Source organism: Dactylosporangium sucinum (assembly GCF_014647515.1).
Lineage (GTDB): Bacteria > Actinomycetota > Actinomycetes > Mycobacteriales > Micromonosporaceae > Dactylosporangium > Dactylosporangium sucinum.
Genome location: NZ_BMPI01000021.1, coordinates 104074 through 118880 on the forward strand (window position 1 = coordinate 104074; position 14807 = coordinate 118880).

A 14807-nucleotide genomic window follows, 5' to 3' on the forward strand; every position below is an offset into this window, starting at 1 on the left:
GGCAGGCACCGGCCACCACGCCCCCGCCGGGCCGGCACCGCACACCCGCACCCAGGGAGTAGCACCCGGCCAACAGCCCGCTACCCCCGAGCTCCGCACCCGCCGCACCCCGCGCTGCCCGCGCCGGCTTCCCACCATCGCAGCCCGCCCCGCAGCCCGCCCCCGCCGCTCCCGCCCGCACTGCCCGCACCGCCCGCAAGCATGGACCACCGCCGCTGCGGCTCCCCCACCTCCGCGATCTTGGAGTTGTGGTGCCAACTTTGTCCTGATATTTGCGACAAATACGGGACCACAACTCCAAGATCGCGGAGGCAGAGAGCCCGCGGGCGCGCGGGCGGAGAGCGCGCGGGCGGAGAGCGCGCGGGCGGAGGCGGAGGGCGCGCGGGCGGAGGCAGAGAAGCGCTCGAAGTTGGGTGTAATGGCTGCGGCCGGGCGGACAACAACGTGGGTAGAGCACTCATGATCGGAAGGTTGGCATGTGGTCCTCTCCACGGACGAACGGGCGGCGCGGTTCGATGAGATCTACCGGGCTCACTTCAACGACGTTCTGCTGTACGCCTACCGGCGGCTCCGTGACCGTACCGCCGCCGAGGAGGTGGCCCAGGAGGCGTTCATCGTCTTCTGGCGGCAGCACGCCGGCGTTCGCGAGCCGGTCCGGCCGTGGTTGTACGGGGTCGCGCGGAACCTGCTCGCCAACGAGTTCCGGCATCGGCAGCGGCAGCCGCAGCTGGTCGAGCTCGGGGAAGAGGACGGGTCGCGGGGCGGCGGGCTCGACGGGGTCGACGACGTCGTGGACGTCCGGCGGGCGCTGCTGCGGCTGAGTGCGGCCGACCGGGAGCTGTTGATGCTCGTCGGATGGGACGGGCTCAGCGTGCAGGAGGCGGCCGTGTCGCTGCGGTGCAGCGCCCTCACGTTGTCCGTGCGGTTGTTCCGGGCCCGCAACCGGCTGCTCAAAGCGCTCGACGCCACCACCAGGACAGGCCGCTGATGCCGGCAAGGAGGAGAGCAATGCGACTGGTAGAGAGTGTTCGTGCGCAGCTGGCGCCCGCCGACCCGGCCCGGGAGCTGCCCGAGTACCGCGAACCGCATCGAGCGCCCGCGCGGCCGTGGGTGAGCCGGCGGACGGTGCTCGTCGCCGCGGCCGCCGTCGTCTGCGGGGCTGCCGCGCTGTCGCTGCTGCCGGGGGATGCGCCGGTGCCGGCGTACGCGATCACGCCGCCGATGCTGGCGACCACGGGGGGCGGGGACAACGCCGCCGCGCGGGCCGTGCTGGACGAGATCGTCGACAACGTGCGGCGGCTGCCCGGCGACACCACGGCGAGTTCCGTCAACCACGTGCGGATGCGGTCCTGGGGGCTGAGCTTCACGGCCTCCGAGGACACGAACTGGTCGGCGATCGTGCCGTTCGAGACGCGGAACTGGCTGGCGGCCGACGGATCCGGGCGCACCGACATCGCCTGGCTGCCGCCCGAGCGGACCTGGCCGGATCCGCTGCCGGCCGAGCACCGGGCGGAGCTGCCGACCGGGACCAGCATCGAACGGCAGGGAGCCGGGGGGCACCGGCCCGCGGTCGCCGGCCCACCGGCCACGGACCCGGCAAGGCTCGGGGAGCAGATCTACGCCGTACAGCCCGAGCAGAACGGGCCGAAGTCGGTCGTCCGGGGGATCGCCGACGTGTGCCGCGACTGGTACCTCCCGCCGGCCGTCCGGATCGCGGCGCTGCGGCTGCTCGCGGGGCTGCCCGAGCTCGTGCTCGCCGGGGAGACCGTCGACCGGGGCGGGCGGGCCGGTGTGGCGTTCGCGGTCGAGCAGGGCGGGCAGCGGGACCTGCTCGTGGTCGACCGCCGCACCGGGGTCGTGCTCAGCCACGAGCTCGTCTACACCAGGGACCCGGGCCGGCTCGGCTACCTGACCTACCCGGCCGTCGCCACCTACGTGCTGTTCCTGGAGTCGGAGCTGGTGGCCGCCGTGCCCGGGGCCTGAGCCACCCGGGCGATCTCGGCGTCCAGGGCAGGGAGCGGGCCCTGCTCCGGGAACACGTTCACGACGACGCCGGCCTCGGCGCGCTCCCAGGTGCCGCAGACGCGGCCGCGGTACGCGATCACCGGGGCGATCCAGCCCGCCGTGCGGCTGATCTCGGCGCGGCGGGCCGGTGGGATCACCCGGGCGTCGGACGTGCCGGGGCCGAGGACGAACTGGTCGAAGGCCGGCAGGAGGCGCACCTCGTCGAAGGGCTCCGGGTCGGCCAGCGACGCCAGATCCTCGGTCCGCGCGTAGAGGACCTCGCCGTCGACGTCGACCCGGCTCAGCACGCCCGCCGACGTGAGCGCGGCGAACCAGGCCTTCAGCTGGGCCTTCTTCGAGTGGCCGCGGATCAGCCACTGGTCGAACGTCGCGGGTGAGGCGGGGCCGTAGGCGCCGAGGTACGACGGGATCACGACCTCGGCGGCGGACTCCGGGGTCGGCGGGGCGGTCCACCCGGGCACGAAGGTGTCGGGGCGGGTGAACGTGACGCGGTTGTCGGTGCTCGGGCCGTAGACGAGCAGGCCCTGCCAGGCGAGCGGCTTGAGCACCGAGCCCCACCCGGAGCGCAGGTGCTCCTCGATCGAGGGGTCGGCGGCGTGCTCGACGATCGCGGTGGTGAGCTCGTCGCGGCTCAGGACGGTACCGTCGAGGATGTCCCAGGCGGCGGCCGCGATCTTCGCCAGCTGGTCCGCGGTGACGAAGGTGCGCTGCCAGGCGCCCTTCTCCCACGTGCGGGCCGCGGCGAGGAGGGCCAGGTGGGCGGGGGCCTCGGCGGCGTCGAGCAGGTGCAGGGTGCCGCGGGCCGCCCACGTCTTCACCAGCCGCCGGTCGGCGACGGCCGCGCGCAGCGGCGCCGGATCCGGCAACGGGGTGCGGGCCCCGACGGCCTGCTCGGCGGACGCGGTGACCTGGGCCTGCACGCCGGCGAGGGCGCGGACCACGCCGGTCGGGTCCGCGTCCGGGCGGTGCAGGCGCTGGCGCCGGGAGCGCCAGTTCAGGACGTCGTTCCAGCCGAGGGAGAGCACAATGCAGCATATGGCCATCCGCGTCGGCACCGCGTCCTGGACCGACCCGACGCTGCTGGCGTCGGGCTGGTATCCGCCGGGCACCGACTCCGCCGAGCAGCGGCTCGCCTACTATGCGTCGAAGTTCCCGCTCGTCGAGGTCGACGCCACCTACTACCACCCGCCGGCCGAGCAGACCGCCCGGCTGTGGGCCGAGCGCACCCCGCCCGGCTTCCTGTTCAACGTGAAGGCGTTCAGCCTGCTCACCGGGCACCCGACCCGGACGGCGGCGATCTACCAGGACCTGCGCCCCGAGACGCCGAAGCAGCGTGTGTACCCCAAGGACCTCGAACCCCAGGCGTACGAGGACGTGTGGACGCGGTTCCTGAGCGCCCTCGACCCGCTCGCGGACGCCGGCAAGCTCGGCGCGCTGCTGTTCCAGTTCCCGCCGTGGTTCACCATCCGCCGCTCGAACAAGGACTTCCTCGTCGAGGTCAAGCGCCGCTGCAGCCCGCTGCCGGTGGCCGTCGAGCTGCGCCACCACTCCTGGTTCGACGGCGACAACGCGGCCGAGACGCTGGACTTCCTGCGCCGCCACGAGCTGCCGTACGTGGCGGTCGACATGCCCCAGGGCCACCGCGAGTCGGTGCCGCCGGTCCTGGCGGCGACCGCCGGCCTGGCCATGATGCGCTTCCACGGCCACAGCGGCCGCTGGGCGAGCAAGGACATCCACGAGAAGTTCGGCTACGAGTACTCCGCGGACGAGCTGCGCACCTGGGCCCCGAAGCTGCGCGAGCTGGCCACCCACGCGGAGCAGACCCACGCGCTCATGAACAACTGCTACCGGGACTACGCCCAGCGCAACGCTGCGCAGCTCACGCAGCTGCTGTCAGCATGAGCCGCCGGACGACTTCTTGCCGTTCGGGCACAGGACGTCGACGTAGCTGACGCCGTCGAGGCGGGCGCCCTTCAGGCGGGCGCCGCGCAGGTCGGAGTCGGACAGCTCGGCGCCGCGCAGGTCGGCCCCGCTCAGGTCCGCGCCGCGCAGGTCGGAGCGGCGGATCACCGCGTCGCGCAGGTCGGCGCCGCCCAGCAGCGCCTTGTCCAGGCCGGCGTTGTTGAACTCGGCCGAGCGGAACGACGCGTCGCGCAGGTCGGCGCCGGTCAGCCGGACGCCGTCGAGCGAGGCGTCGCGGGCCGACACGTGGGTGAGGTCGGCGCCCGACAGGTCCACGTCGGTGAGGCCGGCGCCGGTGAGCTGGGCCCGGTGCAGGTTCGCCCCGCGCAGGTCGGCCTCGCTGACCACGCCGTCGAGGGTGGCGCGCTCCAGGTCGGCGCAGCGCAGCTTGCGCTCGCTCAGGTCGGTGGCGTCGATGTCGCGCTCCGGCATCTCGACCGCGCCCGGGGCGGCGCAGCGGCGGCCGTGGCTGGTGCCCGGATCGCCCGTCCAGGTGAGGACCGCGGCGGCGACGGCCAGGACCAGCAGGTACAGGGCGCCCACCGAGCGCGGCGTCAGACGCATGCCGCGAGAATGCCCCGGTCAGGCGACGGCAACCACCACGGCGGTCGCGTTGTCCCGGCCGCCGGCCTCCAGCGACGCCGCCACCAGCGACGCGGCGATGACGTCCGGCGGGGCGCCGGAGCCGAGCAACTGCTCCATCCGCCGATACGGCACCTGCTCGGCGACACCGTCGGTGCACAGGCAGTAGACGTCGCCCGGGAACATCGTCACGCTCAGCACGTCCGGCTCGGGCAGCCCCGGATGGCCGATGAAGCGGTGCAGCTGGTAGCGCGCGGCCTCGGCCTGCGGCGAGTCGGCCGGGAACCAGCCGTGGACGGCGCCGAGCCACGCCTCGGTGTGGTCGATGGTGAGCAGCTCCAGCAGTCCGCCGCGCAGCCGATACACCCGGGAGTCGCCGATCTGCGTGACCCACGCCCCGGTCGCGTCGGCCACCAGCGCGGTGAGCGTGCAGCCGGTGAGCTCCCGCAGCTCCTGCCCGGCGGCGCGGACCCGCCGCTGGGCGTCGGCCACCGCGGCGAAGAGCGGCCGCGGCTCGAACGGGCCGCGATGCTCCTGCACGGCGGAGGTGAAGACGTCGACGGCGGTGCGGCCGGCGGTGCGGCTGCCCTGGCCGGCGCCCATCCCGTCGGCGACGACAGCGCACAGCCCGGGCCGGCGCAGCAGCTGGGTGGCGTGGAGCACGTCGAAGTTGGCCGGATAGCGCCGGCCGACCTCGGTGGCGCTGCCGACCCGCAGCAGCCGCCCCGCACCCTGGACCTCGATCGTCATCAACGTCTAGGCTAGCCGGTCATCGATCGACCACGCGGCCCACCGTTCATCGGCCGTTCAGCCCAGTGCCTCCCCGCGGAAGGCGGCGATCTGCCACGTGCCGTCGTCGCGGCGCTCCCAGCCGTCGCGCTCGCCACCGAGTTCGGCGAACATCACCACCCGGTCGAACAGCCAGTCGGCGAAGTCGTCCTGCTCGGCCTCGGCCAGCCCGGTGCGCACGACCGCGCCGAACGTGATGAGGCCGGTGCCTTCCAGCGGCGCGGCCCCGAGCACGCCGAGCACCTCGTCGGGGGTCACGTCGTCGCGCTCCTCGACCTCGAGGAACCCGCCGTCGGGCATCTCCACCAGGAACGCCAACTGTCTTCCCTCAGTGTGTCGCTTCCGCCAGCCCGGCCCGGACGCCGTCGGCGTCGCGATCCGTACCGTACACCGGCGTCTCGGGCTCCTGCCGCCAGCTGTCGTCGAGCCCGCCCGCGTCGACCGGGTCGAAGCCGAGGTCGTCGACGAGCGACATCACCGTCCGCTTCGCGGCCGGGTCGTCCCCGGCGACCGGGAGCGCGATGCGGCCCGCGCTGCCGGCCGGGCGGCCGTGGCCGAGCAGGTGCTCGGCGCGGATGTTGTTGAACGCCTTCACCACGACGGCGCCCGGCAGGTGCCGCGCGGTCCACCGGCTGGAGGTGGTGCCCTCCTCGATGGCGGCGACCCGCCCGTCCCGCGGGGGGTAGTAGTTGTCGGTGTCCACGACGAGCTTCCCGGCGAAGGCGGCCGTGGGCAGCTGCGGTACCGCACGCAGCGGCACGGCGACGACCACCAGGTCGCCGGCGTTGACGGCCTCCTCGGCGGTGCCCGGTGTCGCTCCCGTCTCCGCGGCCAGCCCGGCCAGCGAGCCCGGCCCCCGCGAGTTGGCGACCGTCACGTCGTGGCCGAGTTCGCGGAACCGGCGGGTGAGCGTGCCGCCGATGTTGCCCGAGCCGATGATCCCGATCCTCATGTGGACGGCGATACCCACCCGTCCGCATGCCTACCCACCGGCGTTTCGGCTGGTGCCCGCGGATCGACGCCGGCCGGTACAGTCGCCGGATGGATCCCGGCGCGGGCCTGCCGCGTCCGCTCACGCAGCTCGTGGGCCGCGAGGCCGAGCTGCGGGCCGCCGCGCGCCTGCTGTCCGGGCGGGTCCTGACCCTCGTCGGCGCCGCGGGCAGCGGCAAGACCCGCCTCGCGCTGGCCGTGGCCGGTTCGGCGCCCGGGGCGGTCCGGTTCGCCGACCTCACCACGATGGACCCCGCCGCCGGTGCACCCGGGTTCCTGCTCGACTCGTTCGGCGTCACCCGCCGCGCCGACCTCGACGACACCGACACGCTGCTGGCCGAGCTGGGTGACGAGCCGCTGCTGCTGGTCCTCGACAACTGCGAGCACGTGACCGAGCCGCTCGCGCTGCTCTGTGCGCGCCTGCTGGCGGCCAGGCCGGCGGTGCGGCTGCTGGTGACGAGCCGCCAGGCGCTGGGCGTGGCCGGCGAGACGGTCCTGGCCGTGGAGCCGCTCGACGAGGGCACCGCGCTCACGCTGTTCGAGACCCGCACGTTCGAGCGCACCGGCCGCCCGCTGCCGGCCGCCCACCGCCCGGCCGCGGCCGCGATCTGCGCGGCGCTCGACGGGCTGCCCCTGGCGATCGAGCTGGCCGCGGCGCGGGCGGCGCTGCTCAGCGTGCCCGAGGTGCACCGGCTGCTCACCGACCGTTTCCGCGTGCTCGCCGACGCCAAGGCCACCGGGCCCGAGCACCACCGCACGCTGCGCGCCGCCCTCGACTGGAGCTACCACCTGCTCTCCCCCGACAAGCAGGCCCTGCTGCGCCAGCTCGCGGTGTTCCAGGGCGGCTGGGACGCGGCGGCCGTCGCCGCGCTGCCCGCGCACCGCCCCGGCCTGACCGCCGCGCTCGCCGACCGGTCGCTGCTGCACGACGGCCCCCGCGGCCGGATGCTGCAGACCGTCGCCGCGTACGCCGCCGCCCGCCTGGCCGAGGCCCCCGGCGAGGACACCGCCGCCCGCGACGCCCACGCCGCCCACTACCTCGACCTGGCCGAGCGCGCCGCCGAGGGCATCCGCGGCCCCGGCCAGCGCGACTGGCTGCGCCGGCTCACCCTGGAGCAGGACAACCTGCGCGCCGCGATGGCCTGGCTGTCGGCCCGCCCCGGCGCCGGCGACCTGCGCCTCGCCACCGCCATGGCACCCTTCCAGCACTTCATCGGGGGGTATCAGCTGGGCCGGCAATGGCTCGCCGGCGCCCTGGCGCGCCGGCCCGACGCCCCCGCCGTCCTGCGCGCCGAGGCCGCCCGCGCCGCCGCCACGCTCGCCATGCTGTCGTGCGACTACCCGGCCGCGGCGAACCTCGCCCACCAGGCCCTGTCGGCCGCCTCCGGCCTCGCGCGGGGCCCGCTGCTCACGCTCCTGGGCAGCGTGGAGCGCGAGCGCGCCCGCTACACGCGGTCGGCGTCGCACCTGCGGGAGGCGATCCAGCTGTACCGCGAGGCCGCCGACGCCTGGGGCGAGGGCCGGGCGACCCAGCTCGCCGGCGCGACGGCCTGGCTCTCGGGCGACCTCGACGGTGCCGCGGCGCTGCTGGACGCGTCCCTGACCGCGTTCCGTGACCTCGCCGACGCCGAGTCGGCGGCGTCCTGCCTGACCCACCTGGGCGCGGTCGCCCACTTCCGCGGCGACCAGGCGGGCGCCCGCCGCCACCTGGTCGAGGCCCTGGACGGGTTCACCGAGCTGTCGTTCCCGGAGGGCATCGGCTGGGCCCAGGACCTCCTCGCGCGGGTCGACCTGGCCGAGGACCGCATCCCGGCCGCGCTGGAGCGCCTGCGCGCGGCCCTGTCCATCCACCGCCGCGTCGGCGACCGCTGGCGGACGGCGAGCGTCCTGGAGGCCCTCGCGGAGGCCCGCCGCCGCGCCGGCGACCCGACCCACGCGGCGGCGCTGCTGGGGGCCGCGGACGCGATCCGCACCGAGATCGGGGCGCCGACCCCGGCCTGCGAGCTGCCCGCGCGCCGGGCCTGCGAGGAGGCGCTGCAGGCGGCGCTGCCGGAGCCGACCTACGCCCGCGCCCACCGCTTCGGCGCCCGCACCGCCCTGGACGACCTGCTGCCGCTGTCGTCGGCCTCGTCCCCGGTGGCCGCGTCCCGGTAGAAACCCCCACGAACGGGTGAATCCGGGCCGGTCGGCGACCCGCGCCGGCGCGTGCCGTAGCGGAGATCGGGTGCAAAACGGTGGGTTTCCGGAGATTCTGCCCGAACGTCCGGCAATCCCCTAGGTTCGGCTCATCCGCCGGACTTCGTGGAGGGGCAGATGGGAATCCGCAAGGGTGTCGCCGTGACGGTGGCCGCGGGGGCGGTCGCCACGGGGGTCGCGATCCCGGCGCCGGCCGGGGCCGATGCCGGCGGGCTGGTGCGCGGGGTCGTCGCGATCACCAACGCCGTGCGGGCACGCGCGGGGTGCGGTCCGGTGACGGCCAACGCGCGGCTCAACCACGCCGCGTGGGCGCACTCGCGGGACATGGCGATGCAGGGGTACTTCTCGCACGGGGCGACCGGGGTGCGGGTGCGGGCGGCCGGCTACCGGTGGGCCGCGTACGGCGAGAACATCGCCTGGGGGCAGCGCAGCGCCGGTGAGGTGATGGACGACTGGATGAGCAGCCCCGGGCACCGGGCGAACATCCTCGACTGCCGCTTCCGGAACGTGGGGGTGGCGGTCGTGTACAACGGCCGGGGCGTGCCGTTCTGGACCCAGGACTTCGCGACGCCCCGCTGAGCAAGCGCCCGCTTCGCCGGGCCCGGCGGGCGGCCCCGCCGCAGCACAGCACGGTGTGCCCAGCCGTTTCCCATCGAGTGTTCATCGCGCGTTGTCCCGCAGCGCTGGACAGGAACGGCACGGCGACCGCCTAATGGTATGCACCTCGCCCGGCACCCGCCGCCGGGCCGGGGCCCGCCGCCATCATCCACCGCACCACCAGCCCTGGGCCGCGTGCACCCTGCTTCCGGGAGGCCGCCGATGAACGACCTGAACCCGCACGACGCACCGCTCACCGAGGCCACCGCGGCCGCCTACGTCGCCGCCGCCGGCTTCCGGGTCGGGCCGGTCGGCCGCGTCGGCGTCGAGCTGGAGTACTGCGTGCGCGACCCGCGTCGCCCGCAGCACCGGCCGGCGCCGGCCCGCCTGCTCGATCTGCTGGCCCACCTGGGCAACCCGCTGCCGGGCGGCAGCGCGGTGACGATCGAGCCGGGCGGGCAGCTGGAGCTGTCCTCGGCGGTCGGGGCGGACACCGCGAGCTGCGCGGCCGCGGTCGCCGGCGACCTGCAGCTGGTGCGGGGCGTGCTCGGCGCGCACGGCCTGGTGCTGGACGGGACCGGGCTGGACATGGCGCGCCGGCCGCGGCTGGTGACGGATCACCCGCGGTACGTGGCGCTGGCCGAGTACCACGACCGTTCGGGCCCGAAGGGCCGGGCCGTCATGTGCAACTCGGCGTCGATCCAGATCTGCCTCGACGCGGGCACCGAGGACGGCGACTGGAGCGACTTCCGGCGCCGCTGGTGGCTGGCCGACGCGATCGGGCCGGTGGTCATGGCCGCGTTCGCCAACTCGCCGCACGTCACCCGGTCGGGCCGGCGGTGGGTGTCGTACCGGCAGGCGCTGCGCTTCGGCACCGACGCCCGCCGCACCCGGGCGCCCCGGCGCAGCGTGGACCCGCGGCGGGACTGGTCGCGGTACGCGCTGGCCGCCGGGGTCGCGATGATCGCCCAGCCCGGGCCGGACCCGTGGACGGTGCCGTCCGGGCTGACGATGCGGGACTGGCTGCGCGGCCACGGACCCCGCCCGGTCACCCTGGACGACCTGGAACGGCACCTCGGGACGCTCGTGCCGCCGGTGCGCCCACGCGGGTACCTCGAGCTGCGCATGATCGACCAGCAGCCCGGCGACGGCTGGACGGTCCCGGTCGCGGTCGTCACGGCCCTGCTCGACGACCCCGAGGGCGCCCAGGCCGCGGCCGACGCGACCGAGCACCTGCGCTCGCCGCTGCGCCGGCATCGCGACTGGATCACCGCCGCGCGCGACGGGCTGGCCGACCCGGCCCTGGCCGGCGCCGCCCTGGCCTGCTTCACGGCCGCCGGGGAGGTGCTCGCCCGCCAGGGTGCGCCGCTGGCGGTGCGCGACGCCGTGGCCGCGTTCACCGACCGGTACGTCCTGCGGGGGCGTTGCCCGGCCGACGACGTGCGTGCCGAGACCGGCCGGCGACTGGGTGTGGTATCAACGGGATGACCTATCGCCCTCTGCGAGGAGCCATCCCATTGCGGGACATCGCCGTGTTCAGTGGCAGTGCCCACCCGGGGCTGGCCGAGGAGATCTGCGCGCAGCTGCAGGTGCCCCTGCTGCCCGTGCGGATCGACCGGTTCGCCAACGACTGCCTCGAGGTGCAGCTGCAGGCCAACTGCCGGGAGCGGGACGTGTTCCTGATCCAGCCGCTCGTCCCGCCCGTCCAGGAGCACCTCGTGGAGCTGCTGCTCATGCTCGACGCGGCGCGGGGCGCGTCGGCGGCGCGCACGACGGTCGTGATGTCCCACTACGCCTACGCGCGGTCCGACAAGAAGGACGAGCCGCGCATCTCGATCGGCGGCCGGCTGGTCGCCGACCTGCTCAGCGCGGCTGGCGCGTCGCGGGTGCTGACCCTCACCCTGCACTCGCCGCAGGTCCACGGGTTCTTCAGCGTGCCGGTCGACCACCTGCACGCGCTGCGTGAGCTGGCCGGGCACTTCCGCAGCCACGACCTGTCCAACACCGTCGTGGTGTCGCCGGACCTCGGCAACGCCAAGCCGGCCTCGGCGTTCGCGCGGATGCTGGGGGTGCCGGTGGCGGCCGGCGCCAAGCAGCGCTTCTCCGACGACCGGGTCGTCATCAGCACCGTCATCGGCGACATCGAGGGCAAGGACGTCATCGTCCTCGACGACGAGATCGCCCGCGGCAGCACGGTCATCGAGCTCATCGGCAAGCTGCGCGAGCGGGGCGTGGCCAGCATCCGGGTCGCCTGCACCCACGGGCTGTTCACCGACGGCGCGCTCGACCGGATCGCCGCCCAGCCCGACGTGCTGGAGATCGTCTGCACCAACAGCGTGCCGATCCCGAAGGAGAAGCTGGTCCCCAACCTGAGGGTGCTGTCGATCGCCCCGGCGATGGCCGAGGCGATGCGGCGCATCCACAACGGCGAGTCGGTCAGCTCGCTGTTCCACTGATGTCGTTACAGATCGGTGCGCTCGGCCCGCTGCGGGCCTCGCTCGGCGGCGCGGCGCTCGACCTCGGCGGCCCCCGCCAGCGGGCGGTGCTGGCCCGGCTGGTCGCCGCGGGCGGCCACGTCGTGCCCGCCGACCGGTTCGTCGACGACCTGTGGCAGGGCGAGCCGCCGCCGAAGGCGATGGCCGCCCTGCAGGTGTACGTGTCGAACCTGCGCCGGGTCCTGGAGCCCGGCCGCGCGCCGCGCACGCCGGCGCGGGTCGTGGTGTCGGCGGCGCCCGGGTACGCGCTGCGCCTGCCCGCCGCCGCCGTCGACGCCTGGCACTTCGAGGACCTGCTGCGCCGGGCCGCGCCGCTCGCGGCCGGCGATCCGGCCGCCGCCGACGCGCTGCTGCAGGAGGCCCTGGCGGTGTGGGCCGGGCCGGCGTACGCCGAGTTCCGCGACGAGCCGTGGGCGGTGCCCGAGGCGGCCCGGCTGGAGGAGCTGCGGCTGGTCTGTGTCGAGACGGCCGGGCAGGTCGCGCTGCGGCTGGGGCGGGCGGCGCTCGCGGTACCGGAGCTGGAACGCCACGTGCAGGCGCACCCGCTGCGCGAACAGGCGGTGGCGCTGCTGGCCACGGCCCTGTACCGGGCGGGACGGCAGGCCGACGCGCTCGCCGCGCTGCGGGCCGCGCGGGAGCGGCTCGCCGACGAGCTCGGCGTCGACCCCGGCCCGGCGCTGCGGGCCATCGAGGCCGACGTCCTGGCGCACGCCGACCACCTGTCCTCGCCGGTACCGGAGGCGCTGCCCGAACGCCAGGCCGTCGAGCCCGGCCCCGACGTCGCGGTCGGGCGCGACGACGAGCTCGACCGGCTCGGGCGGGAGGCCGACGCGGCCGAACGGCACGGGCTGCGGGTCGTCTGGGTCGGCGGCGAGGCCGGCGCGGGCAAGACCACGCTGCTGCGGATGTTCGCCGCGCGGGCGGCCGGGCGCGGCTGGCGGGTGCTGTGGGGGCGCTGCCCGGAGGTCGACGGGGCGCCGCCCGCCTGGGCCTGGACGGAGATCCTCGGCGTGGTCGAGGCGAGCTTCGAGCTCGCCCAGGCCGCGACCGAACGGCTCGGCGACGGCGGGCCGCTGCTCGTCGTGCTCGACGACGTCCACCGGGCCGACGGCGAGACGCTGCAGGTGCTGCGGCACGTCGCGGTCGCCCTGGCCGGGCGGCCGGTGCTCGTCGCGGCCACCCATCGGCCCGGTGAGGGCGGCGCCGCGCTCGCCGCGGCCCGGGCGGCGCTGGCCGGGCCGCGGTCGGCCGAGCTGGAGCTCGCCGGGCTCGGCGCCGGCGACGCCGCGCGGCTGCTGCGGTCCCACCTCGGCGACGACCTCGACCCGGACACGGCCGCCGTGGTCCACGCCCGCACCGGCGGGAACCCGCTGTTCCTGGCCGAGACCGCCCGGCTCATCTCCGCCGAGGGCGCGGCGAGCGCGGTCCAGGCGATCCCCTCGGGCATCGGGCACGTCCTGCGGCGGCGGCTCAGCCGGCTGCCCGCGCCGGCCCAGACCGTCCTGCGGCAGGCCGCCGTCGTCGGCCGGGACGTCGACGTCGACGTGCTGGAAGCGGCCGTCGGGTCCGCCTCCGATGCCGACGACACCGTGCTCGACGGCCTCGAGGCGGGGGTACTCGCCGGGCTGCTCGAAGAGCCCGCGCCCGGGCAGGTGCGGTTCACCCACGCGCTGCTGCGCGAACTGCTGTACGCCGACATGCCGCTGCTGCGCCGCCGCCGGCTGCACGAGCGGGTCCTCGCCACCCTCGAACGGGTCCGGCCGGCCGACGCGGCCGCGCTCGCCCACCACGCGCTCGCGTCGGTGTCGGCGGCGACGGCGGCCCGCACCGCCGGGCACGCCGCGGCCGCCGCCCGGCAGGCCGCCGCGCTGCACGCCCACGACGAGGCCGCGACCCTGTGGAGCGGCGCGCTGGACGCGCTGGGCCGGCTCGACGCCCCGGACCCGTCGGTGCGCCTCGACCTGCTGTGCGGCCTCGTCTCGGCCCGGGCCCACGCCGGCGACATGACCGGCGCCCGCGCCGCCCGGGCCGAGGCGGTCGCCGCCGCGCGGGCCCTCGGCGCGCCGGCGGCGCTGCACCGGGCACTGACCGCGTTCGACGCGCCGGTGGCCTGGTCGATCCGCCCGGCCCGGGTCGTCGACGCGCCGCTCGTGGCGCTGCTGGAGGCGGCCCTGGCCGCGGACCCGCCACCGCCGCCGGACGTGCGCTGCCGGCTGCTGGTGTCGCTGGTGTACGAGCTGGAGGGCGACGACACCACGCGGTGCGCCGACGCCAGCGCGGAGGCGGTGGCGCTGGCCGGCGACGACTGGGCGCTGCGGTGCCAGGCGCTCAACGCGCGGTACTTCGCCGTGCTCAACCCGCAGCGCCGCCACGAGCTGCCCGCGGTCGGCGCCGAGCTGCTGGACGTGGCCGGGCGGGCCGGGCTGCCCGGGTTCCAGGCCCAGGCCCACCACGTGCTGTTCCAGGCGGCCCTCGAACGCAACGACTTCGCCGCCGCCCAGTCCCACATCGACGAGGCCCTGCACCGCTCCACCGCCGGCCAGCTCGGCATCACGCTGTCCGTGCTGTCGATCCTGGGCGCCATCCGCGCCCTGTTCGCCGGCGACTTCGCCACGGCCGAGCGGCTGTACCTCGAGCTCGTCGACCGCATCGAGCGCGCCGGCCAGCCGAACGCCGCCGAGGTGGGCCTGCTGGGCGTATTCTTCGTCCGGCTCGCCCAGCACGCGGCCCACACCATGCTGCCCCAGCTGGAGCCGATCGCCACGATCGCGCCCGGCGAGGCGAACGACATGATCACCCGCGCCCTCGTCGATGCCGGCCGCCTGGACGAGGCCCGCGCGGTGTGGGCCCCGGACGCGATCGCGGTGCGGGCGGACTACTACTGGTTGACCTGGATGGGCCTGCGCGCCGAGAACGCCGCCGCGCTGGGCGACGCCGCGTGGTCGGCGCGGTGCTACGAGGCGCTGCTGCCGTGGGCGGGGCAGTTCGTCGGGCTGGCCAGCGGCACGATCGGCGGCCCGCCGGTGGACCTGGTGCTGGGCCGGCTCGCCACGACGCTCGGCGACCCGGCGGCGGCCGGGCGGCACTTCGCGGCGGCTCGCGCGCTGGCCGACTCGGTCGGCGCCGCCCACTGGGCCGCCGAGGCGGCCGGGCCACGCTGACCGCACTGAT

At 76.0% G+C, this 14807-nt stretch carries 13 protein-coding genes; 8 read left to right on the forward strand and 5 right to left on the reverse strand.

Features of this window, described 5'->3' with window-relative positions; genetic code table 11:
* Window positions 1-478 precede the first annotated feature (478 nt).
* Window positions 479-988 (forward strand): RNA polymerase sigma factor, encoded by a 510-nt coding sequence (locus IEZ31_RS22345; RefSeq protein WP_190251873.1) that lies wholly within the window; start codon window positions 479-481, stop codon window positions 986-988.
* A gap of 20 nt (window positions 989-1008) precedes the next feature.
* Window positions 1009-1983, forward strand: a complete 975-nt coding sequence (locus tag IEZ31_RS22350; protein WP_190251874.1) for a CU044_5270 family protein — start codon at window positions 1009-1011, stop codon at window positions 1981-1983.
* On the opposite strand, the gene IEZ31_RS22355 is transcribed toward IEZ31_RS22350, so the two are convergent.
* Entirely contained in the window at window positions 1932-3050 is a 1119-nt protein-coding gene (locus IEZ31_RS22355; RefSeq protein WP_229835738.1) for a winged helix DNA-binding domain-containing protein, read from the reverse strand. The genes IEZ31_RS22350 and IEZ31_RS22355 overlap by 52 nt on opposite strands.
* Before the next feature lie 10 nt (window positions 3051-3060).
* Here IEZ31_RS22355 and IEZ31_RS22360 point away from each other — a divergent pair, with 10 nt between their 5' ends.
* A complete protein-coding gene (locus tag IEZ31_RS22360; RefSeq protein ID WP_190251876.1) occupies window positions 3061-3927 on the forward strand; it encodes a DUF72 domain-containing protein in 867 nt (288 codons plus the stop codon).
* Here the strand turns inward: IEZ31_RS22360 and IEZ31_RS22365 are convergent.
* Genes IEZ31_RS22365 through IEZ31_RS22380 form a run of 4 tightly spaced genes read right to left on the reverse strand, consistent with a single transcriptional unit; the run spans window position 3919 to window position 6310 of the window.
* Entirely contained in the window at window positions 3919-4551 is a 633-nt protein-coding gene (locus IEZ31_RS22365) for a pentapeptide repeat-containing protein (RefSeq protein WP_190251877.1), read from the reverse strand. The genes IEZ31_RS22360 and IEZ31_RS22365 overlap by 9 nt on opposite strands.
* Window positions 4552-4569: 18 nt before the next feature.
* Window positions 4570-5319, reverse strand: a complete 750-nt coding sequence (locus IEZ31_RS22370) for a PP2C family protein-serine/threonine phosphatase (protein WP_190251878.1) — start codon at window positions 5317-5319, stop codon at window positions 4570-4572.
* A gap of 57 nt (window positions 5320-5376) precedes the next feature.
* A complete protein-coding gene (locus IEZ31_RS22375) occupies window positions 5377-5676 on the reverse strand; it encodes a hypothetical protein (protein WP_190251879.1) in 300 nt (99 codons plus the stop codon).
* A gap of 10 nt (window positions 5677-5686) precedes the next feature.
* Complete coding sequence (locus IEZ31_RS22380) at window positions 5687-6310, reverse strand: NADPH-dependent F420 reductase (protein ID WP_190251880.1); 624 nt, start codon at window positions 6308-6310, stop codon at window positions 5687-5689.
* A gap of 89 nt (window positions 6311-6399) precedes the next feature.
* On the opposite strand from IEZ31_RS22380, the gene IEZ31_RS22385 reads away from it, so the two are divergent.
* From IEZ31_RS22385 to IEZ31_RS22405, 5 genes are all read left to right on the forward strand, one after another.
* Entirely contained in the window at window positions 6400-8502 is a 2103-nt protein-coding gene (locus tag IEZ31_RS22385) for an ATP-binding protein (RefSeq protein WP_190251881.1), read from the forward strand.
* 159 nt (window positions 8503-8661) lie between these two features.
* Window positions 8662-9123, forward strand: coding sequence for a CAP domain-containing protein (locus IEZ31_RS22390; protein ID WP_190251882.1), 462 nt, complete (start codon window positions 8662-8664; stop codon window positions 9121-9123).
* A gap of 240 nt (window positions 9124-9363) precedes the next feature.
* Entirely contained in the window at window positions 9364-10629 is a 1266-nt protein-coding gene (locus IEZ31_RS22395) for a glutamate-cysteine ligase family protein (RefSeq protein ID WP_190251883.1), read from the forward strand.
* Between the two features lie 29 nt (window positions 10630-10658).
* Window positions 10659-11597, forward strand: a complete 939-nt coding sequence (locus IEZ31_RS22400) for a ribose-phosphate diphosphokinase (protein WP_190251884.1) — start codon at window positions 10659-10661, stop codon at window positions 11595-11597.
* A complete protein-coding gene (locus IEZ31_RS22405; RefSeq protein ID WP_190251885.1) occupies window positions 11597-14797 on the forward strand; it encodes an ATP-binding protein in 3201 nt (1066 codons plus the stop codon). Before IEZ31_RS22400 ends, IEZ31_RS22405 begins: the two co-directional genes overlap by 1 nt.
* Window positions 14798-14807 lie beyond the last annotated feature (10 nt).

Bases quoted from the DNA above. Each gene is read 5' to 3' on its own strand.
- IEZ31_RS22370 (WP_190251878.1), bottom strand. From the start codon at position 5,319: ATGACGATCGAGGTCCAGGGTGCGGGGCGGCTGCTGCGGGTCGGCAGC.
- IEZ31_RS22350 (WP_190251874.1), top strand. From the start codon at position 1,009: ATGCGACTGGTAGAGAGTGTTCGTGCGCAGCTGGCGCCCGCCGACCCG.
- IEZ31_RS22380 (WP_190251880.1), bottom strand. From the start codon at position 6,310: ATGAGGATCGGGATCATCGGCTCGGGCAACATCGGCGGCACGCTCACC.
- IEZ31_RS22360 (WP_190251876.1), top strand. From the start codon at position 3,061: ATGGCCATCCGCGTCGGCACCGCGTCCTGGACCGACCCGACGCTGCTG.
- IEZ31_RS22385 (WP_190251881.1), top strand. From the start codon at position 6,400: ATGGATCCCGGCGCGGGCCTGCCGCGTCCGCTCACGCAGCTCGTGGGC.
- IEZ31_RS22390 (WP_190251882.1), top strand. From the start codon at position 8,662: ATGGGAATCCGCAAGGGTGTCGCCGTGACGGTGGCCGCGGGGGCGGTC.
- IEZ31_RS22405 (WP_190251885.1), top strand. From the start codon at position 11,597: ATGTCGTTACAGATCGGTGCGCTCGGCCCGCTGCGGGCCTCGCTCGGC.
- IEZ31_RS22365 (WP_190251877.1), bottom strand. From the start codon at position 4,551: ATGCGTCTGACGCCGCGCTCGGTGGGCGCCCTGTACCTGCTGGTCCTG.
- IEZ31_RS22395 (WP_190251883.1), top strand. From the start codon at position 9,364: ATGAACGACCTGAACCCGCACGACGCACCGCTCACCGAGGCCACCGCG.